The sequence below is a fragment of the Dolichospermum sp. FACHB-1250 genome (genome assembly GCF_014696335.1).
GTDB classification, from domain to species: domain Bacteria; phylum Cyanobacteriota; class Cyanobacteriia; order Cyanobacteriales; family Nostocaceae; genus Dolichospermum; species Dolichospermum planctonicum.
Genome location: NZ_JACJPZ010000008.1, coordinates 73602 through 94233 on the forward strand (window position 1 = coordinate 73602; position 20632 = coordinate 94233).

21 protein-coding genes are annotated in these 20632 nt (G+C 37.8%); 9 read left to right on the top strand and 12 right to left on the bottom strand.

The annotated features are described in order from the left end of the window. Positions 1 to 52 precede the first annotated feature (52 nt). Positions 53 to 1465: a diaminopimelate decarboxylase gene (gene lysA, locus H6F39_RS04590; RefSeq protein ID WP_137906960.1), complete on the bottom strand. Its 1413-nt coding sequence runs from the start codon at positions 1463 to 1465 to the stop codon at positions 53 to 55. Between the two features lie 139 nt (positions 1466 to 1604). Between lysA and rimI the strand changes: the two genes are divergently transcribed. Beyond that, on the top strand, positions 1605 to 2099 hold the full coding sequence (rimI, locus tag H6F39_RS04595) for a ribosomal protein S18-alanine N-acetyltransferase (RefSeq protein WP_190396310.1): 495 nt from the start codon (positions 1605 to 1607) through the stop codon (positions 2097 to 2099). A gap of 52 nt (positions 2100 to 2151) precedes the next feature. Here the strand turns inward: rimI and H6F39_RS04600 are convergent, their stop codons facing one another. From H6F39_RS04600 to H6F39_RS04620, 5 genes are all read right to left on the bottom strand, one after another. Next, on the bottom strand, positions 2152 to 2523 hold the full coding sequence (locus H6F39_RS04600; protein WP_137906958.1) for a hypothetical protein: 372 nt from the start codon (positions 2521 to 2523) through the stop codon (positions 2152 to 2154). A 138-nt stretch (positions 2524 to 2661) separates the two neighbouring features. Then, on the bottom strand, positions 2662 to 3105 hold the full coding sequence (locus H6F39_RS04605) for an anti-sigma regulatory factor (RefSeq protein WP_137906957.1): 444 nt from the start codon (positions 3103 to 3105) through the stop codon (positions 2662 to 2664). 300 nt (positions 3106 to 3405) lie between these two features. Then, on the bottom strand, positions 3406 to 3888 hold the full coding sequence (gene petD, locus H6F39_RS04610) for a cytochrome b6-f complex subunit IV (RefSeq protein ID WP_028083690.1): 483 nt from the start codon (positions 3886 to 3888) through the stop codon (positions 3406 to 3408). Positions 3889 to 4061: 173 nt separating this feature from the next. Further along, on the bottom strand, positions 4062 to 4709 hold the full coding sequence (gene petB / locus H6F39_RS04615) for a cytochrome b6 (RefSeq protein ID WP_028083689.1): 648 nt from the start codon (positions 4707 to 4709) through the stop codon (positions 4062 to 4064). A gap of 109 nt (positions 4710 to 4818) precedes the next feature. Next, a complete protein-coding gene (locus H6F39_RS04620; protein ID WP_162501171.1) occupies positions 4819 to 4974 on the bottom strand; it encodes a hypothetical protein in 156 nt (51 codons plus the stop codon). 128 nt (positions 4975 to 5102) lie between these two features. Here H6F39_RS04620 and ctpA point away from each other — a divergent pair, with 128 nt between their 5' ends. After that, positions 5103 to 6335, top strand: a complete 1233-nt coding sequence (gene ctpA, locus H6F39_RS04625; protein WP_137907033.1) for a carboxyl-terminal processing protease CtpA — start codon at positions 5103 to 5105, stop codon at positions 6333 to 6335. Between the two features lie 624 nt (positions 6336 to 6959). Beyond that, positions 6960 to 8471: a site-2 protease family protein gene (locus H6F39_RS04630; protein WP_190371789.1), complete on the top strand. Its 1512-nt coding sequence runs from the start codon at positions 6960 to 6962 to the stop codon at positions 8469 to 8471. A 137-nt stretch (positions 8472 to 8608) separates the two neighbouring features. Here H6F39_RS04630 and H6F39_RS04635 read toward each other — a convergent pair whose 3' ends face one another. Beyond that, on the bottom strand, positions 8609 to 9175 hold the full coding sequence (locus H6F39_RS04635) for a phycobiliprotein lyase (protein ID WP_137906955.1): 567 nt from the start codon (positions 9173 to 9175) through the stop codon (positions 8609 to 8611). A 71-nt stretch (positions 9176 to 9246) separates the two neighbouring features. Further along, positions 9247 to 9927 carry a HEAT repeat domain-containing protein gene (locus H6F39_RS04640; protein WP_137906954.1) on the bottom strand — a complete coding sequence of 227 codons (681 nt, stop codon included), beginning with the start codon at positions 9925 to 9927 and terminating at the stop codon, positions 9247 to 9249. A gap of 353 nt (positions 9928 to 10280) precedes the next feature. Here H6F39_RS04640 and H6F39_RS04645 point away from each other — a divergent pair, with 353 nt between their 5' ends. After that, on the top strand, positions 10281 to 10832 hold the full coding sequence (locus H6F39_RS04645) for a ferritin-like domain-containing protein (RefSeq protein ID WP_137906953.1): 552 nt from the start codon (positions 10281 to 10283) through the stop codon (positions 10830 to 10832). Between the two features lie 271 nt (positions 10833 to 11103). On the opposite strand, the gene H6F39_RS04650 is transcribed toward H6F39_RS04645, so the two are convergent. Next, entirely contained in the window at positions 11104 to 11847 is a 744-nt protein-coding gene (locus H6F39_RS04650; RefSeq protein ID WP_190396311.1) for a fasciclin domain-containing protein, read from the bottom strand. A gap of 410 nt (positions 11848 to 12257) precedes the next feature. Between H6F39_RS04650 and H6F39_RS04655 the strand changes: the two genes are divergently transcribed. From H6F39_RS04655 to H6F39_RS04670, 4 genes are all read left to right on the top strand, one after another. Next, positions 12258 to 13052 carry a glutathione S-transferase family protein gene (locus H6F39_RS04655; protein WP_137906951.1) on the top strand — a complete coding sequence of 265 codons (795 nt, stop codon included), beginning with the start codon at positions 12258 to 12260 and terminating at the stop codon, positions 13050 to 13052. A gap of 80 nt (positions 13053 to 13132) precedes the next feature. Next, a complete protein-coding gene (locus H6F39_RS04660) occupies positions 13133 to 14863 on the top strand; it encodes an ATP-binding protein (protein WP_190371813.1) in 1731 nt (576 codons plus the stop codon). A gap of 574 nt (positions 14864 to 15437) precedes the next feature. Then, positions 15438 to 16421, top strand: coding sequence for an RNA polymerase sigma factor, RpoD/SigA family (locus H6F39_RS04665; RefSeq protein ID WP_137906950.1), 984 nt, complete (start codon positions 15438 to 15440; stop codon positions 16419 to 16421). A gap of 487 nt (positions 16422 to 16908) precedes the next feature. Continuing rightward, positions 16909 to 17616 carry a hypothetical protein gene (locus H6F39_RS04670; RefSeq protein ID WP_190371787.1) on the top strand — a complete coding sequence of 236 codons (708 nt, stop codon included), beginning with the start codon at positions 16909 to 16911 and terminating at the stop codon, positions 17614 to 17616. 83 nt (positions 17617 to 17699) lie between these two features. Here the strand turns inward: H6F39_RS04670 and cobO are convergent, their stop codons facing one another. The 3 genes from cobO to H6F39_RS04685 form a co-directional block, all read right to left on the bottom strand. Continuing rightward, complete coding sequence (cobO, locus tag H6F39_RS04675; protein ID WP_137906948.1) at positions 17700 to 18377, bottom strand: cob(I)yrinic acid a,c-diamide adenosyltransferase; 678 nt, start codon at positions 18375 to 18377, stop codon at positions 17700 to 17702. 108 nt (positions 18378 to 18485) lie between these two features. Further along, positions 18486 to 18842 carry a DUF433 domain-containing protein gene (locus H6F39_RS04680; protein WP_236097062.1) on the bottom strand — a complete coding sequence of 119 codons (357 nt, stop codon included), beginning with the start codon at positions 18840 to 18842 and terminating at the stop codon, positions 18486 to 18488. Further along, positions 18836 to 19201, bottom strand: coding sequence for a DUF433 domain-containing protein (locus H6F39_RS04685; RefSeq protein WP_137906947.1), 366 nt, complete (start codon positions 19199 to 19201; stop codon positions 18836 to 18838). The genes H6F39_RS04680 and H6F39_RS04685 overlap by 7 nt, the downstream gene beginning before the upstream one ends. A 186-nt stretch (positions 19202 to 19387) precedes the next feature. On the opposite strand from H6F39_RS04685, the gene speY reads away from it, so the two are divergent. Continuing rightward, the gene (speY, locus tag H6F39_RS04690; protein WP_190371785.1) at positions 19388 to 20536 is read left to right on the top strand and encodes a deoxyhypusine synthase; all 1149 of its coding nucleotides are present in this window, start codon (positions 19388 to 19390) and stop codon (positions 20534 to 20536) included. The last annotated feature ends 96 nt before the right edge of the window (positions 20537 to 20632 follow it).

A 20632-nucleotide genomic window follows, 5' to 3' on the forward strand; every position in this document is an offset into this window, starting at 1 on the left:
CAGTTATCAGTTGTGATTTTTAAACCACTGACCACTGACCACTGACTACGGGCTATTTCAGTCGTTCTGGTAGGCAATCTTGTCGAATCAAGTCTTGATAAGTTTCGCGCTGCAAAATTAAATTTGCTTCGCCATTGGCCACCACCACCGCTGCCGGTCGGGGAAGACGATTGTAATTAGATGCCATACTGTAATTGTATGCACCTGTTCCCATAACGACCAGAATATCATTTGCTTCAGTTTTTGGCAGTTGGGCATTTTTAATCAGAATATCCCCTGATTCGCAATGTTTACCCGCTAATGTGACTGTTTCGGTGCAGGGAACAGACATTTTATTGGCAACTACCGCCCGATAAACTGATTGATAGGTGATAGGACGAGGATTATCTGACATTCCGCCATCAATCGCTACATAAGTGCGAATTTCGGGAATAATCTTACTAGACCCAACAGTATAAGCAGTAACACAAGCCGTGGCAATAAGCGATCGCCCAGGTTCACAGAGTAATTTTGGCAAAGGCAGATTTTCCGATATACAAGCCGTTTGCACTACCTCACAAATCGCTTTTGACCATTCTTCAATGCTTGGTGGATCATCAGATTCTATATATTTAATCCCTAAACCACCACCAACATTTAATTCTGTAATTGTCAAGCCGTGTTTAGCTGCATCCCTTAACCACTGCACCATCACAGCCGCTAAATCTCTATGTGGTTGACGTTCAAAGATTTGTGAACCAATATGAGCGTGTAAACCAACACAGTTTAAACTAGCTTGTTTACTCACAAAAGCAAACACTTCCTGTAAATCACTGGGATCAAAACCAAATTTACTATCTAAGTGTCCGGTACGAATATATTCGTGAGTATGGCATTCTATCCCCGGAGTCAAGCGTAGCATAATCCGAATCGGCGCGGCGGTAGAATTTTCTGTTTGCTCCCCTCCTATCTTCACCAACCTATATAATTCATGCCAGTTATCTGCAACAATAGTACAACCAGACTCAATTGCTAAAACTAACTCATCATCAGACTTATTATTGCCATGTAAGTATATTTTATCGGGATTCATACCCGCATTCAGCGCAGTATAAAGTTCCCCACCGGATACTACATCAATTCCTAACCCTTCTGAGGCCACAATGGCACAAACCGCTAAACAATTCCAGGCCTTAGAAGCATAAAGTACCTGAGATTCTCCTTTATAGTATTCTTTAAAGGTATTCCGATATTGTCTACAAGCCGTCCGCAGAGTTTCCTCATCTAAAATATATAAAGGTGAACCATATTGCTCCACTAGGGTTGTTACGTCACAGCCACCGATTTCCAGGTTATCATCATGATTAACTCTGGCTGTCAAGGGTAAAAGTTGTTGGTTAGGGGAAATGTCAGCACCATTGCTACTTATTGGCTGTAAATATTGACGGCCAGAAAGTTGAACCTCGACGGGGTAAGTCAATACCATAATTAATTAAAATCGTGTTTGTGAAAATTCAGAGAATGAGCATAAGTTCTCCTTCCCAGTTTACCCTCTCCTTGGCAATGGTTAATAGGTAATTGATCATTGATAATTGGTAATTAAACTTCCTTAATCCTCAAAAATCGTGATTTCATCAGACTTAAAAATTCAACCTTTGACTAGAGACAATTTAACTGCGTTACTAGAACTGGATCAAGCCTGTTTCCAAGGTTTGTGGACTATGGAAGGCTACCTGCGCGAATTAGAAAGTCCTAACAGTCATTTTCTGGGTTTATTTTCACCTTTTAATGACTCTGAACTCTTGGGAATGGGCTGTTTTTGGTCAATTTTAGAGGAAGCACACATTACAATTTTGGCGGTTCATCCCCTGTATCATGGTCAAGGGCTGGGAAAAGCTATATTATATTCTCTACTGCGGACTGCTGCTGATCTTGGTTTAGAGCGAGCCACCCTCGAAGTTCGTGATTCTAACCACGTCGCTATTTCCATGTATCAAAAGTTTGGGTTCAAAACTGCGGGACGACGACGGGGTTATTACAAGGACAACAATGAAGATGCTTTAATTCTTTGGCTTTCTGAACTACAGCAGCCACATTTTCTCAAAAGGCTGGATCAATGAACCAGTCTAATTAATTCACCGTTTTAGATGCCACCAGACCACTGACCACTGACTAATCTTCCAATGATTGGGCTTGGACTTCCACCGCTGTCACATCAATTGTCCCTTCTGGTGTAAAACGTTGAAATTGACTGTTTTTAACTGATAATCGCTCTCCACAGTTAGTACACTGTGTTTGACTATTATTTAAACCTGTTAATTCATGTCCACATACAGGACACTGACCACTAACTAGATTCTTTTGTAACCACCAGCGAAATCCGAAAAATGCTGCTACGGGTAAAAATAACAATAAGCCAAAAATAATTACTAAAGAATTAACTAACCAGCCCAAACCCAATGATGCTAATAACCAGGTAATTGCTAACAGGGTCAGCCAGGGGCGGATTTTTTCAAAGTTGAATTGCAAGTTTTTAAAGCTCATGTCTCAAATTTGTGCTGCTGACTCTAGGATAGCGAGTTTATTTTTTGCTGATGGAAAATGGCAAAAATAGGATTTATTCATAAACTAAATACTTAGTGTACCCGTTCATTTTAACTTTTTAATTCCGATCAGACCATATTAGTGTGATTCATCCAAACAATATTTGACAATTAACAAACAATTTCTTGTATCTTTATCACGCTCATAGACGACTTTATCAGCCAAACGTCGGAGTAAAAACCATCCATACCCACCTACTTGTAGAGTACCCGGTACTGGTTCAGTGATCACATCAGGATTAAATGGTTTTCCATAATCCCAAATTCTCATTTCCAGTCTATTAATCCATAGACTGACTTGAATTTCTATAGCTGTTTCCGGTGGTAAAGAATGATGAGCATGACGAACAGCGTTGGTAAAACCTTCTGCTAAAGCTAGGTTAAGACGATAAATTTGACTGTCTGACCAGCCATATTTCGGTAAATATTGGTGACAAAATTCTTCAAACCATTGTTGCACTTCGTTTAGGAGTTTAAGATCGCTCCTCACAGTCCGATGGTCCTGCTGCACTATGCCAAGCATTGACCCTAATTTGAATAAAAAATAAGTGGATAATACTTTAGACTGGGGAAAATTGGCGGGTGATTTGAGATTGGGGATATTTTGGTTTTGACTCCCTCGTGATCACTAATCTCAAGATTCCCCCGCTCCAATTCTATATTAGTTAACGCCTGTTGGTCTTCAAGAGCATATATTTTGAAATATCAATATCAATAACAATAGGTCATCAAAGACCTAGTGTTATTTGTTTTTCAGATATTGTCTTTTATACACCCTTGAAAACCACAGACGTGATCAGGTTTATGTTTGACTGTAACTACCTTAGAACAATCCTAAAGTTAAGGATTTATCTAATGGGAGTGCAGCGCCAATACCTAGCCACAGAGTCACAAGAGTACCAAACAGAAATACAGTTGTTGCTACAGGACGACGGAAGGGGTTTTGGAACTTGTTCACATTTTCCAAGAAAGGAACAAGAATTAGTCCCAAGGGTACAGAAGCCATTGCTAATACACCTAATAGTTTACTAGGTAATGAGCGTAAAATTTGGAATACAGGATATAAGTACCACTCTGGTAAAATTTCCAAAGGAGTAGCAAAAGGATTAGCTGGTTCACCCGTCATAGCTGGATCTAAAACAGCTAAAGAGACAATACAGGCAAAAGAACCCATAATGACGACAGGAAATATATACAGCAGATCATTAGGCCAAGCGGGTTCACCATAATAATTATGACCCATGCCTTGGGCAAGTTTGGCTCTCAATTTAGGATCGCTCAGATCCGGTTTTTTTTGCGTTGACATTTTTAAATGCGCTCTCCGGCTGAAGTGAAGTTAAAGCATTAGCGAAAGCTATTAGCTATAGAACTAGCTTGTGATTTCCGATATCAAGTTGTTTTCTTTTAGTTTAAAACAAACTCCGATGATCTGGAAACACAAGTTATAGCTGTTGGCTAATAACTTTGATGACAAAGTGATTACAATGGTCCTGAAATACCTTGTTTGCGAATCATCAAGAAGTGGAACAACATGAAGACAGCAATTAGCCAAGGAAGAATGAAGGTGTGGGCGCTATAGTAGCGGGTGAGTGTAGCTTGACCAACACTAGAACCACCACGTAATAAATCGGAGATAAAAACGCCGACTACGGGAATTGCTTCTGGTACACCGCTAACAATTTTTACAGCCCAGTAACCAACTTGATCCCAAGGTAAAGAGTAGCCTGTTACACCGAAGGAAACGGTGATAACTGCAAGAATGACACCACTTACCCAGGTCAATTCCCGGGGCTTTTTGAAGCCACCGGTTAAATAAACGCGGAATGTGTGGAGAATCATCATCAATACCATCATACTGGCTGACCAGCGGTGAATGGAGCGAATTAACCAACCGAAGTTGACTTCATTCATGATGTACTCTACAGAGGAAAAAGCTTCGGTAACTGTAGGTTTGTAGTAGAATGTCATCGCAAATCCAGTCGCAAACTGGATCAGGAAACAAACTAAGGTAATTCCACCTAAACAGTAAAAAATGTTAACGTGGGGAGGAACGTATTTGGTGGTAATATCATCAGCAATCTCTTGGAGATCCAAGCGTTCCTCAAACCAGTCATAAACGTTGGCCATACAATCCTAAGTTCCTAAAAAATAGATTGCGGTTGATAAGTTTTGTTATGCGAAGCTTAGTCATGAGCGACTATTCAACTAACCTGAGTTAGAGGGTTCGCTTCTCGTTTTACTCAAGAGAATTGGCTTCTACTTGTCCACGAGCGTCAAGGGTGTAACTCACCCTATGTTTGAGTGTTTCTTCCTGTCTCTCGTCTTTATGGGCTGACAATGACAATGTTGACCCCAAAAAAGATTTTATCGTTAGTTCAGGAAGAATGGACATCTCATTCAGTTGGACTAGCAACTTTATGAGAATAATGCACTTCTTCTATAAAAAAAGTAACATAGTCGAGAGATAGATTTCATCAACAAGTGAGCATTACAGAAAGTTTTAGGGAATTTGAGTCTGACATGGAACTGAAATTAGGATTCATTCACAAACGGGTTTGGCGGCTAGGATGTTTACTATTATTGCTTTTTGCTTTGGTGTTTGGTGGCTATATTCCCCCGGCTTCGGCTTTGACTCCAGAACAGAAGTTAGTTTATGAAGTATGGCGAATTGTTAACCGCTCTTATTTAGATGGCACTTTTAATCATCAAAGCTGGCTTGATGTCCGACAAAAAGCACTAAAAAATCATTTTTTCAACCATGAAGCCGCTTATGCCACAATTCAGGATATGCTCCAAAGTCTGGATGATCCTTTTACCCGTTTTCTTGAACCTGAAAAGTATCGCAGTTTAAAGGTTAGCACTTCTGGAGAGCTTACAGGTGTGGGATTACAAATCGCTCTCAATCCCCAAACTGGTATTTTGGAAGTTATTACACCTATTGAAAATTCTCCAGCCGATAAAGCAGGTTTAAGACCGCGCGATCGCATTTTGAAAATTGAAGGTTTATCTACAGAGAATCTCTCTCTTGATGAAGCGGCAGCGCGAATGCGTGGACCATTGGGAAGCGTTATCACGCTTTTAATTGGTAGAGAAGGAGAAAGGGATCAGGAAGTTGTATTGGTACGCGATCGCATTGCTCTTAATCCTGTTATATTTGATTTACGATTTTCCCCTACAGGAAGCAAGATTGGCTATGTCCGTTTAAGTCAATTTAGTGCTAATGCTGTTAGGGAGTTGGCACAGGCTATTTCTATTTTAGAAGAAAAAGGCGCCTCCGCCTATATTCTTGATTTAAGAAATAATCCCGGTGGACTTTTACAGGCTGGAATTGAAGTCGCTCGTTTATGGTTGGATTCTGGTACAATCGTTTATACTGCCAACCGCCAAGGCATTCAAGGAAGTTATGAAGCCTGGGGTCCGGCCTTGACAGAAGATCCTTTAGTCATTCTAGTCAATCAGGGAACGGCCAGCGCCAGCGAAATTTTAGCTGGTGCATTACAAGACAATCATCGCGCTCAATTGGTCGGGGAAAGGACTTTTGGTAAGGGTTTAATTCAATCTCTGTTTGAATTATCCGACGGTTCTGGTTTAGCGGTGACAATTGCTAAATATGAAACTCCTAACCATCGAGATATTAACAAATTGGGAATTAAGCCTGATCAAATTATTCCCCAAGAACCTATCAACCGCGAACAAATTGGTACAGTGAAAGACGCTCAATATCAAGCAGCTATGGCACTTTTAAGTAATTGATATTTTTCCAAAACTTACCCAAATGTGACGCAAAATTATCCTTATTATCCTTATTATCCTTTTTTGTTTATGGTTGGGATGAGAGGCGATATTTTATTCGGGTAGCTTCTGCAAGAGAGGACTAAGGTTCTGAATACTGATCAGACTTTAGTCCTCATCTGTTAATTCACGTCATACTAAATTATGATGAAACTCGATCAAATAAGTCTTCAAGAATAATTGAACGCAGATGAACGCAGATGAACACAAATAAATACTAATGAATTAATGTGAATTAATGGATTTGATGATTCTGTACAGTCTCGCATAAAAAAATGAAAAGTTTTAGAAGTGCTTGCTGATAAAGGTTTGTCTTATTGGTTAGCAAATAAATCCTCTCCAAAAAATAATCCAAAAAATAATCCAAAAAATAAAATACTGTCAAATTTACGATAGTATAAATAAGAAGACCCTGGAGAATAGTCCAGTGTTTAAATTATTTGTGTTGTGACATTGAGAGTGAATCTATCAGTAAGATTGGTGACGGTTAAGGGGAATAAATAAGCTTTTTGTTCTGGAATTAAGCATCAGAATCTTTAATAGAAATTACAGGTAAGGTATTCTATCAAACATAGTGAACATAATATGACATTCTGGTTTTTCCTCGTTCTGGGGTTGTTAACTTATCTATTAATGCAACACAGTGTCGCACGGGCTACAAGAACCCCTGTGTGGTTATTGTGGCTGGTTTTAATGACACCAGCATTTATATCTACTGCTTGGACTCTGATATATGGTGTCAAACAAGCACCTCCCTCAGCCCTAATTATTTCGGTCTCAGTGATTTGTTTATTGTTGTACTGGGTATTGTTTAATTCAGGGAGACAATTACCTATAAATCGAGAAAATCAATCTCAAGAAAATCAAGAACAAGCAAATAATAATTATCTTAATAATTATCCTAATAATTATCCTAATTCTACAATAGAAAAACCACCAGTTCGTCCTATTGACTTAGCAGAAGAAGCGCAATTGCGAACTTGTTTTCCCTGGTCTGTATATTTTATCCAAAAAATCGAATATCGTCCCCAAGCAATTATTTGTCGAGGACAGTTGCGAACTATGGCTAGTGCAGCTTACGCACAAATTAAGGCTAATATTGAAAAGGAATTTGGCGATCGCTTTTTAGTTATATTTCAAGAAGGAATGAATGGTAAACCCTTCTTTGTTTTAGTTCCTAATTCTCAAGCAGCTAAACAAAATAACCAACGAGATTCAGAAAATATTACTCAACCGGGGTTAGCATTGGTATTGTTAATAGCAACCTTAGTTAGTACTACTTTTGTCGGTTTGAAAATTGCGGGTTTTCAAGTCACACAAATAGAATCTGATTTCACATTATTTTTTCAGGGTTTACCTTATGCTTTAGGTTTAATGACTATTTTAGCTACTCATGAATTAGGACATTATTTAACAGCGAGATTCTATAAAATTCGCGCTACATTACCTTATTTTATTCCTGTACCTTTTTTCTTGGGAACATTCGGTGCTTTTATCACAATGCGAAGTCCCATACCTCACCGTAAGGCTTTATTTGATGTGAGTATTGCTGGACCTTTGGCAGGATTTATTGTAACTATACCTTTATTAATCTGGGGTTTAGCTAATTCAGAAATAGTAGATTTACCGGAAAAAACCGGAATGTTAAACCCCAATGCACTTAATCCTAAATATTCGATTTTATTAGCTTTACTCTCCAAATTAGCTTTAGGAAGTGAGTTAACTGTAAAATCAGCTATTGATTTACATCCAGTTGCAGTAGCAGGTTTTTTAGGATTAATTGTCACGGCTTTAAATTTAATGCCGGTCGGACAATTAGATGGAGGTCACATTGTTCATGCCATGTTTGGACAACGTACTGCTGTTATTATTGGCCAAGTTGCCAGATTATCATTACTAATACTTTCGCTCCTTAGAGAGGAATTTTTATTGTGGGCAATTATTTTATTATTCATTCCCTTAACTGATGAACCTGCTTTAAATGATGTTACTGAATTAGATAATAAACGGGATTTTATGGGATTAATGTCAATGGTTTTATTGTTGTTGATTGTGTTACCATTACCCCAATTCTTGGCTAATTTATTGCAGATTTAACAAAAATTAAACTTAAAGTATCAAAAGGTAAAAAGCAAAAGGCAAAAGGCAATTACCAATTACCAATTACCAATTACCAATTACCAATTACCAATTACCAATTACCAATTACCAATTACCAGCCTCAATATTGTAGTTTAGGATTTTAGCGAATTAGCGGCTTCTGTAGCCTTTTTAGAAGCATCTGTACTACCCATACGGATTTCAGAAGTAAAGGAAGCCATACTGAAACCACCAAAACGCTTTAATACACTTACTCGCATCCGCAAATTAGGACTAGCAAACCATAGTCTCTCTTCAGACCACATAGTTTCATACTCAGTAATCAGCGTCAAAGCACCATCATCACCGATTTTATAGCTACCAGCAACGGGGGCTTTTTCCGCATAACCCATTTCTCGCAGTAATTTACCTTCATTTGGGTTATCTGCATTGGGAACCGTGGCTAAAACCGTCGAACCCTCGTGTTTTTCCTCGTCCCATTCCATTGTCCCATTCCAGGTGACACGGGCTCCACAGGAGGCTGTATGCGGCTCAATTTCATACTGTTGACACAGTTTAATCACTTCAGGATGATCAGCGGCTAACATCTCAATGAGGATGTCTGATTTACCGTCTTCTGACTGTTTAAACGCTAAATGGTGACTAGTGCGGTGAGAAAACCATTTTCCAGCACTTAATTCAAAAAATTCTTCAACGTTCATAAATAAAGTTACCCCGCATCATAATTTTAACAATCTCTTTTATTATTAAAAACTAGGAAGAGACTTTAATTTCAACTCAGGTTGTTGGTTTTCTCAAGTTGTTGCAGAGAAATCCTGGCCGCTTCAGCAACGTTGTGATGACTATCTTTTGCTAGATATTTTAAAGCTGAGACACTTTGAGGTGTGGGTAAATTTCCTAAAGCTTCAGCGAGACGTTGACGCACTAACCAATCTTCTGATTGAGCAAAACGGAGAATATGTGTTACAGAATCTACATCTCGGATTTCTCCCAAAGCAGAAATAGCAGCTTGTTGAATGACTATTTCTGTACTATTTAGAGCCTGGATGAGAATATCATGGGCGCGGGGGTCTTTAATATTACCTAAAGCTACAGCCGCACTAAACCTAACTAACCAATCTGTATCTTCATAAAATGCTCGTGATAAGACCTCCACGGCTCTGTTATCTTCAAGATATCCTAAAGCTCCAGCCGCATCAGCACGGATACCATAATCTGGATCTGTTTCCAGGATTTTCACCAGAATAGAATAACACTCTGGTGTTTTTTTGATACCTAGAGCAAAAATGGCCATGGAACGCATTTGCAGGGAATCATCATCTAAAACCTTTTTAATCAAAGGTACAGCATCATCAGCGGATACATGACGTAAACTAGCGAGAGCTATCATGCGATCGCGCAAATTGGGACTTTCTAACTGAGTCGAAATTAATTCTAAACTTAGAGTAGCCATTTTTTTGACAGCATTTTCTTAATTTATCTTTACTTTAACGCAATTGGGGAAGTTTAAACCGTGATTTTGGTGATTTTGGTGATTTTAGTGATTACACTTACTTTTTGCACTCTACTTTGTATTTTAAAATATGGAAATATTTGCAAAACTTGATTAATAATGATCAAATTAATCACACAAATTATAGACCTATTCCCCAAGTTTGATCTGATAGTTTAAATAATTTAAATAACCAAATTATATTTCAGACCTATACTGTGTCTTTAGTTAGAAGAGAATAAATGAAAGTAGAAGTAGAGTTAATCAAACGGCTGGTAAATGCAGTTTAGTTTCATCTCATCAGGAGAATAATCATGGTTCAACTTAGCGAGCGTCCAATTACAAATAAAATCACCAATTTGCAACAGAAGTTTATCTATGAGATAAACACCATGTTTGATGCTGAAAATCGCTTCTTAGAAGCCCAGCAAATGATGTGGCAATGTTGTCAAAATAATAAGTTGAAGACGGTAATTGAGCCACATATTCAAGAAACTGAACAGCACATTAAAAACTTAGAACAGGTGTTAAATATTTTAGGAGAAAAACCACAACGAATTACCTGTGATGTTGCGTCTGGTTTAATTAGTGAATGTCAGAAATTTACACTTTTAGCAGCCGATAATCCCAAAATTGTAGACTTAGGACTGGCAGAATGGCATAGCAAGATTGAACAAATGGAAATTTCTTGTTATCGTCGTTTGATTAAAGTTGCGGAACAAATGGGACAAAATCAAGTTGTCGAATTGTTAGAGCAAAACTTACACCAAGAGGAACAGGTAGCGCAAAAGCTTGATCAATTGATAATGCAGTTACTTCAAGAAGTAAAAACACCTGAAGTAAAGTCTAACGCTAAAGCTCGTTAGTCTGATTACTAGGTTTTGAAACAACCCAGGTTAGATATTATATATAATATTTAACCTGGGTTTTGCTGTTAAGTAAAATCCTCTTTTTTTTAGATCAATTGGGAATTTTAACCTTGAGATTTTCACAAATTAAATAACAAAAATCTGGCGTTTCTCAAAGCAAGTATGAATTTAAGTGTAGATATGTTCCATGGAACGTTTCTGCAAGGGTTTAGGTATGATCAAAAATCATTTTCATACATCAAATCAGCAACGCCAAAAATCCAAAAATCTATATACTGGGAGGGAGAATCAAATTATCAATTTGATGAATAACGCCGTTGCTACCTTGAATATCTGCTTTAGTTACCTTTGCGTCATTTACTTCTACTCCATTACTATTAACTTTAATAGAAATAGGATCTCCTTGTAAGCTCTTCAATTCTCCAGATTTCAAATCACTGGAGAGTACTTTACCGGATACTACGTGATAGGTTAAAACCTGTAGCAATATTTCTTTATTTTCTGGCTTTAACAAATCTCGTACTGCATCTTGTGGTAGTTTCGCAAATGCTGCATCTGTAGGAGCAAAAATAGTAAAAGGACCCTCCCCTTGTAAAGTATCTATGAGTCCCGCTGCTGTTAAAGCTTTAATGAGGGTTTTAAATGAGCCATTGGCGTTCGCTAACACTATTAAGTTCCTGGTTTCTTTGATTTCTGTTATGGGTGTTGTTGGGGTGGGTTTAACAGTGGGAATTTCAGTTGCTGGCTGGGTGGGTTTAACAGTGGGAATTTCAGTTGCTGGCTGGGTGGGTTTTGTGACAGGTATGGTAACACTTGGTTGTTTACCACGGTTATAAAGCGGTTCATTGAAAATACTTGGTTTGGTATTAGACACTTCTTTTGCTTCAGATGCTATACTCATCAAAAGACTAGTGCTGGTTAATCCCATGATACCAAGGATTTTGGCTAATGCTAATAATTTGAATTTGCTGAATTTGCTGAATTTGCCGAATTTGCCGTAATTGCTCTTCATAAATTTTTTTTGTCTTGACTGCTTACAAGTTATATCAAGACTTATAATGTTTTGCCAACTAGAAAATACAATTTATCTGCAAATGTGATTTTAAAAAATTCGATCAACTTATGTTATAAAAAAAACCCAGCCTTTGGGATTGATCATAGTCAATTTCTGAATATTTTGGGACTTATCAAGATGTAGAGATAAGTCCTGTATTTGTAATTGAAGGGTATTTTTCTGAAAAATATCTCATTAATCAAGAAGATATGATATAATTAGCGGTAGCTGTTCACAGAAAAAGCTGAATATTTTTCAACTTTAGTGACAGCGAATCAAGCAAAAAAATATTAATTAATAGGAAAAATTCTCAAAACTCAAGATATAATTATCAAGTTGATAACCAAACGAGTTGGAAAATATACGGTATGCTAGAACTATATCAGTGGGAACTATCTCAATTTTCCGAAAAAGTCCGTCTCATCCTTGATTATAAGGGGTTAGAGTACCGCAAAATCGAAGTTGCACCGGGAATTGGACAACTGGAATTATTTAGACTGACTGGACAAAAACAATTACCAGTGTTAAAAGATGGCAATAGATATATTTTCGATTCTACGGAAATCGCTAAGTATTTAGACTCAACATACCCAGATAGTCCGCTGATACCAACAGAACCCAAAAAACGGGCTTTGACTTTATTATTGGAGGATTGGGCAGATGAGTCAATAGGTGTTAAGGGGAGAAAGGCATTTTTTGCAGCTATTAGTCAAGACCAAAATTTCCGTAAGGCCTTGTTACCAGTTTCAACCCCAGATATTCTCAGAAATTTGGTCGAAGGTGTTCCTGGTGATTTTCTATCTGTACTAGGTTTTGGGGTGGGTTTGACAACGGATGCGGTAAATGCGGCTATTATTGGGTTAAAACAAGATTTGGAAATTATTACCCAATTATTGGCAGATAGTCCCTATTTAACAGGTGATGAGCCAACTTTAGCAGATTTAGCAGTAGCTAGTTTGTCAATGCTTTTAAAGTTTCCTGAAGGTGCTTACTTAGATTTACCAGTATCTCTCAGAGGGAAAGGATTGTCTAGTATAGCTGATAATCCCGATTATGAAGCATTTTTCGCCTGGCGCGATCGCATTTACTCACAATTTAGAAAGCCATTACCAGGAATTACACCACCGGGGGGAAATGCACCTACAAACATTAACATTGATTAAGGAATTGGTAAAGCGTTAAGGAATCCTCTCTCATGAAAGGAAGAGGAGGTATGTCAAAACGGATAAGTAATAAAATTAACATGAATTGGGGACAGCCATTAGGTTCAGTTATTGAAGGTTCTCTGACCGGAGGGTTAGAAGTAAGATTACACCCAGATATTTCCGTAGAAGATATGCGGGTAGGTAAATTTCTCGTGGTAGAGGGGGTGCGCTCTCGTTTTTTCTGTCTCCTAACAGATGTATCTTTAGGAACTGCAAATGACCGCATTATTGCTAGTCCTCCCAATTGGGAAGATAGTTTTTTGCGCGAGGTATTAGCCGGTAGCGGTACTTATGGAATGATCAACTTAGCACCAATGTTGATGTTTACCCCCGAATCTCAAGAACCTTTTTTTTCCACCAATGGTAAATCCCCTAATTCTTTTATACCATCGCTTACGGGTTTAGCATCCTTTCAACCTCAAACCAGTACGACGATGGAATTATTACCTGTTAAAACTATTCCTAGTCACTTTAGCCAAGTTTACGAAGCAACCGAAGACGACTTTCGTAAGGTCTTTGGTTGGGAAGATGATCCTCAACGTAAAAACTTTTCTATCGGTAAACCATTAGATATGGATGTGCCGATTTGTATTGATTTGAATCGCTTTGTGGAACGGAGTAATGGTATTTTTGGTAAATCTGGTACTGGTAAATCTTTTCTCACTCGTTTAATTTTAGCTGGTGTGATTCGTAAAAATGCGGCTGTTAATTTGATTTTTGATATGCACTCGGAATATGGTTGGGAAGCAGTCGCAGAAGGGAAAAACGTTAATACTGTGAAGGGTTTAAAACAGTTATTTCCTGGAAAAGTGGAAGTTTACACCCTTGATCCAGACTCGACTAAACGCCGAGGTGTTAGGGACGCTCAAGAACTCTACCTTAGTTATGAACAGGTAGAAGTTGAAGATATTAAATTATGTAATCGTGAGTTAGGACTTTCAGAAGCGGCATTGGATAATGCTAATATTCTATTTAGCGAGTTGGGTAAATCTTGGATTATTCAATTGCTGAATATGAGTAATGAAGATATTGAGATGTTTTGTGAAGAAAAAAGAGGACACAAAGGCTCAATTATGGCGTTACAGCGTAAACTATTACGTTTAGATAGTTTAAAATATATGCGTAGTGCTTGTCCGCAAAATTATGTTAAAAATATAGTTCAATCTTTAGAAGCGGGAAAAAACGTAGTTATTGAATTTGGTTCGCAGTCAAATATGCTTTCATATATGTTAGTGACAAATATGATCACTAGACGGATACATGAGCATTATGTCAGAAAAGCTGATAAATTTCTCCAAAGTAAAAATCCTTTAGATCGGCCGACACCATTAATGATTACAATAGAGGAAGCACACCGCTTTCTTGACCCAGGAGTTGTCCAAAGTACGATTTTTGGAACTATTGCTAGAGAACTGCGGAAGTATTTTGTCACACTTTTGGTAGTTGATCAACGTCCATCAGGGATAGATAATGAAGTTATGTCCCAGATAGGTACTCGCATTACGGCTTTGCTCAATGATGAGAAAGATATTGATGCTATTTTTACGGGTGTATCCGGTGGGGGGGGTTTACGTTCGGTCTTAGCTAAGTTAGACTCTAAACAACAGGCTTTGATTTTAGGTCACGCTGTTCCTATGCCGGTGGTTGTGCGTACCCGTCCCTATGATACCACATTTTACGCTGAAATTGGGGATATGGCTTGGGAAGAAAAGTCAGATGAAGAAGTATTCACTGCTGCTGAATTAGCTAAAGCAGATTTAGGCTTTTAGTGTTAAATTAACAGCGGACAACGGACAACGGACAACGGATAACTTCATAAAATCCCTGCATAATCTAAATAAATCAAGTTCGGTTATCCGGCCACTTGAAAGCAACTTGAAGGGAGGTTTTTGCGTCACCATGGATATGCCACATAATTTTTGAAAGTTAAGGTAAAATTGTCATCAACATTTTGACTTAGAGTAACTGCAAAATTTATTATTCGTGAACTTTACCATTGACGCTCTTGGTGGGAATATGATACGAAAGTAGACACATAGTGATTCTGTTTTTTCAGACAAATACTAGATAAAAAAAGAAGAATTTTTGAAACTGACCAAACAAATGTCTTGCTAAGAGTCCAAAATTAAGGGGAGGTGGGAATATCTGTAATCTTACTTGCAATAGTAACGCCCTGGTAATATCTTGATCAATGTAATGAATAATGGTAACTTGCCATCAGCAGTAATATATATTGTCAGAATATATTATCAGATTGTGAGGTTGTCAGCTTAAAAATTACCGGAATTACCTTGGTTGAAAAAAATATTGATTATGTTTAAAAAGTAGAGGATAAAAACAACAATGTCTACCGTTAAAAATCATACAGAAAATATCAATGCTAAATTTACGGCTGATATGGTGCGGACTTATCTACGGGAAATTGGCCGTGTACCTTTGTTAAGCCGTGAACAGGAAATTGTTTACGGTAAGCAAGTACAGCAAATGATGGTAATACTAGAAGCTAAGGAAGCTTTACGCAAGGAAATTGATCATGAACCCAGTTTAGCAGAATGGGCTGCCCATGTTAACCATTCAGAAACAGAATTAAATCATCTCATGGTACAAGGTAGACGAGCCAAGCAAAAAATGATTGAAGCCAATTTGCGCTTGGTTGTAGCTATTGCGAAAAAATATCAAAAGCGAAATATGGAATTTCTGGATTTAATTCAGGAAGGGACTTTGGGGTTAGAACGAGGTGTAGAAAAATTTGATCCTACACGAGGTTATAAGTTCTCAACCTATGCTTACTGGTGGATTCGTCAAGCAATTACCAGGGCGATCGCCCAACAAGGTCGGACTATCCGTTTACCAATTCATATTACTGAGAAATTGAACAAAATTAAAAAAGTTCAGCGGGAATTGGCGCAAAAACTAGGAAGGTCGCCAACACCAGTCGAAATTGCTCAAGAATTGGAGTTAGAACCCGCTCAAATTCGTGAATATCTGAATATGGCGCGTCAACCAGTTTCTTTAGATGTGCGTGTTGGTGATAACCAAGATACTGAGTTACAAGAAATGTTGGAAGATGATGGTCCTTCCCCTGAGTATTATACCACCCAGGAATTTCTCCGTCAGGACTTGAATAACCTGCTGGCTGAACTCACACTCCAACAGCGTCAAGTTGTAGCTTTACGCTTTGGTTTAGAAGACGGAAATGAAATGTCTTTAGCGAAAGTTGGAGAACGGTTAAACCTCAGTCGGGAACGAGTGCGTCAATTGGAGCATCAAGCCCTCGCACATTTACGTCGTCGCCGCGCTAATGTTAAGGAATACGTTGCTAGTTAGAAATATGAACGCGCAAGAGCGTGTTTTCAATCATCCTAATTGGATATATGCCTCCTGAACTCAGGGGGTAATTTTTTTTGTATTGCGGGCAATATGTGAATTAGTCCTTGTATTTATTGAGAAGTTAAGGAATGAAGAAGGTTTGATCACAAGATGTTTGGATAATTTGTTCTCAAATGGTCATAAAAAAAATAAAACGTATTATTGATCACTGAAAAACAGACAATGACAATGACAAAGTAAAAAGGTCTCAAATCTCGCTCAATTTTACATCCCCCTAGTGGATGAATTAATGAAAGTAAGCGTAAATTCATTAAATAATGATTATTTGAGATTATCCCCGAAAATTCTATAAATAGCGATTTTTTGATGATTTAAAGTCAAAATATATAGATGAAACTTTCGAGGGAATCTTTAATCATTAGTATTTAGTTATTATTCCAAGAGGCGAAAAAACAACGGTTAAGTTTGTTACAGGAGAAATCGTATGCTTAATCATATTTCCAAACTCATTACTTCCAGCCAACTAAAATTTCCCCTGACTGGCTTGATTATTTCCGTTGGTGTTTTAGGTATTGTTTATTCTAGTCAACAACATCAAAAACTACTATCATCAGTAACTTTGTCTACTAATTATATATCACATAATCATCAAAATGAGATTAATTCTGGACATTTGATTAGATCACGACTTGGGGAAATAAAACAGGAGAAAGCCGAAAAATCTCAAGTTTATAATTCTGCTAATTCCTATCAATTATCTGCTAATAAATTCAGGAAAAATACGACAAAATTATCCACAAATACAATAAAATCAGGGAGAAAAGAAAAACTCCAATTTCCAGAACAAGATGGTATTTATCTGTATGGAAAATCAGAAGAGGGTTACATTGTTTTTCAAAAACGCCAAAATCAAATCATTGGTGCTTTGTATGTTCCCCAATCTGAATTTACTTGTTTTCAGGGTAGTTTGGCTAAGTCAGGAAAATTAGCTATGATGGTGAGAACTTTACCTGGGGAAGTCGGGACAATAGGGGTAGCGACAACAGGTACAATCCCTAAAATTAATGAAAATGAGTTCACAACTTATCCTTATTCAGTAACTTTAAAAGACTATCATCGGTTGAGTTATGTAAGTTCTAATGATAGGGAAATTTTACAGATATGTCAACAGGGAAGCGATGGTTTTAGGTAATTAATAAATCGGTGATAGATATATTATTTAATTATTTAATATCATCAAATATCTATCACCAATACAAATTACGGTATTAATTCTTAATACTCAATTCCTGCTTGTGCCTTTACACCTTGATCCTTAAAAGGATGTTTAATTAATGTCATTTCAGTGACTAAGTCAGCCTTTTCAATTAATGCGGGTGGTGCGCCTCTTCCCGTGAGAATTACGTGCTTTTCCGGTGGTTTTTGAGCTAAACCTGCTAATACTTGTTCAACTTGTAAATAACCCATTTTCAAAGCAATATTAATTTCATCTAAAAGCACTAATTTAAAATCGGGATTTTTGATAAATTCTAAGGATTTTTCCCAAGCAGCAGCCGCTTTATCCAAATCCCGATCACGATCTTGAGTTTCCCATGTAAAGCCTTCTCCCATTGCATGAAATTCTAGTTGGTTTTCCCAATGGCTAAAAGCGCGTTTTTCTGCTGGTTCCCACGCCCCTTTAATAAATTGAACTATGGCTACTTTATGTCCATGACCAAGGGATCTCAAAACCATTCCTAAAGCCGCTGTAGTTTTACCTTTTCCATGACCAGTATTGACGATAATTAAGCCTTTTTCGGGTATGGCTTTAGCTATTCTTTGGTCTTGAATTTCTTTCCGTCGCTGCATTTTTTGACGGTATTTTTCATCAGTTTGTGAGGATGATATTACCTCATCAATTAAACGGGAAATTTCTGGATCTGGATTTAATTCTTCTGGTGTGTCGCTTTTCATAAACCCTGTTGATAAATAACTGTTAAGACTAAGAGCATGAAGTATAATTTTTGTGTTTTGACAAATTCATTAGTTATGATAGACTAGAAATCACATAAATTCTGTTAGCTACGATCTGAAATAATTTGTTTTATATTCTGCTTCGAGTCGTTGACATTCTTCTTGATATTGAGTAAATTCAATATTTAGTGATTCCTTATTAGCATAATAATAAGCCAACGCCGTGTAAATACCTGCAATTGTCAAATAAGGCTTATCTTCAATAATTTCTTCTGGGGTCATACCAGATTTAATTTCATTGACAATATACTGAACAGTAATGCGAGTATCAGCAATTCGCGGACAACCACCACAAGTATCTGGTGTGCTAACAATTAAAGTAGAAATATCAATATTTGGGTTACGTCGTAACAATCCGCTCACAATAGTATTATCAAAATTCTCATCAGCAAGCAGTTTCAACATACTTCTTGTTCTGCTTTCCGCGTCAGCAATCTATCACGCAACCCTTGGGGGTCAAATCTGGCCTCATTTATTTTACGAATTTCCTGTGCTTGTTGCTGTCTTTGTTGTAAATAGACTTCCACTTCTTGTTGATGATTGAGATAGAAGGCAATGGTAGCATAAATATCAGCAAGTTTAAGGGATGGATAACGATAAGCAATTTCTTCTGCTGTTGTTCCTTGTTTAAAAACAGCAATTACCGTATCGAGTGTTACGCGAGTTTTACCTATCCTAATCACAATCACACCATCAGTGGTAAATTCCAATGGTGCGGGTTGGGACGGAATTTCCTCAGAGAGACTCACTAAAGCTTGTGCCATAATTAATAACAAGTTAGTTGTCTTTAATCATAGCAAATAATAGAAATACAAAACTGCATAAATCCTTGAGTATGCCATTAAGGATTGTCCCTAACTCATATCGCTACAAAATATTTTAGCAAATTCCGTACATTTAAATACGATAACATTATATTCGGCATATTTAGTATTCAGGATTTCCCAAAAATGTCACAAAAACAAGGTAAGAAAATTGCACCTACTCCCATATCTAACAATGTTAGCGTGGTTGACTTGATTGATACTTATTTTACCGCCTACAACTCAGCCCGGTTGCGGGAAGCCTGTCAACTGCTGACTAAGGAAGTGTTTCAAGAGGGTGTCACCGTAGGAGTTAGCCTGTCTGGGGCTATGACACCGGCAGGTTTTGGGGTTTCTGCTCTTGCGCCCTTAATTCGCAATGGTTTTATTGACTGGATGATTTGCACGGGTGCGAATCTTTATCATGATATGCATTATGGTTTGGGTTTTGAACTATTTGCTGGTAGTCCTTTTTTAGATGATGTCAAATTGCGGGAAGAAGGGACAATCAGAATTTATGATATAATTTTTGGTTACGATGTACTGCTAGAAACTGACGCTTTTATCCGTAAAGTTCTCCAAGCCGAACCTTTCCAAAAGCGGATGGGAACGGCGGAATTTCATTATTTACTGGGTAAGTGCGTGTGGGAAATAGAACAGCAATTGGGGGTGAAAAATTCCTGTTTATTGGCGACGGCTTATGAGTATAGTGTACCTATTTATACTTCTTCTCCCGGTGATAGTTCTATCGGTATGAATGTGGCCGCTTTGGCTTTAGAAGGTTCAAAGCTAGTAATAGATCCGGCTATTGATGTCAATGAAACCGCAGCAATTGTTTATGGAGCGCGAGAAAATGATGGTACAAGTGCGGCGGTAATTATTGGTGGTGGTAGTCCTAAAAACTTTTTATTACAAACACAACCGCAAATACACGAGGTGTTAGGTTTGGAAGAACGGGGACATGATTTCTTTGTTCAGTTTACTGATGCACGTCCTGATACTGGTGGTTTGTCTGGGGCGACTCCCGCTGAAGCTGTGAGTTGGGGTAAAATTGATCCCGATGAATTACCTAGTGCCATTGTTTGTTATACTGATAGTACAATTGCTTTACCTTTGGTGACAGCTTATGTCTTAAATCAATGTCTACCTCGTTCCTTGAAGCGGTTGTATGATGAACGTCAAACTTTATTAGATACATTGCAAAAAGATTATTTAGCGGCTAAGGATCAGCCTGTGAGTGAGATTAGTCAGCAAAAAACGGCTACTTATCCGTGCGGTACACTAATTAAAGGTTAAAGTTTTACTAGACATCTGGGGAAAATTAAATGTCCGGGACATAAAAACCCGGCGGGGGAAATTTATGAATTGTCCCTTTACCTCCAGATGTCTATT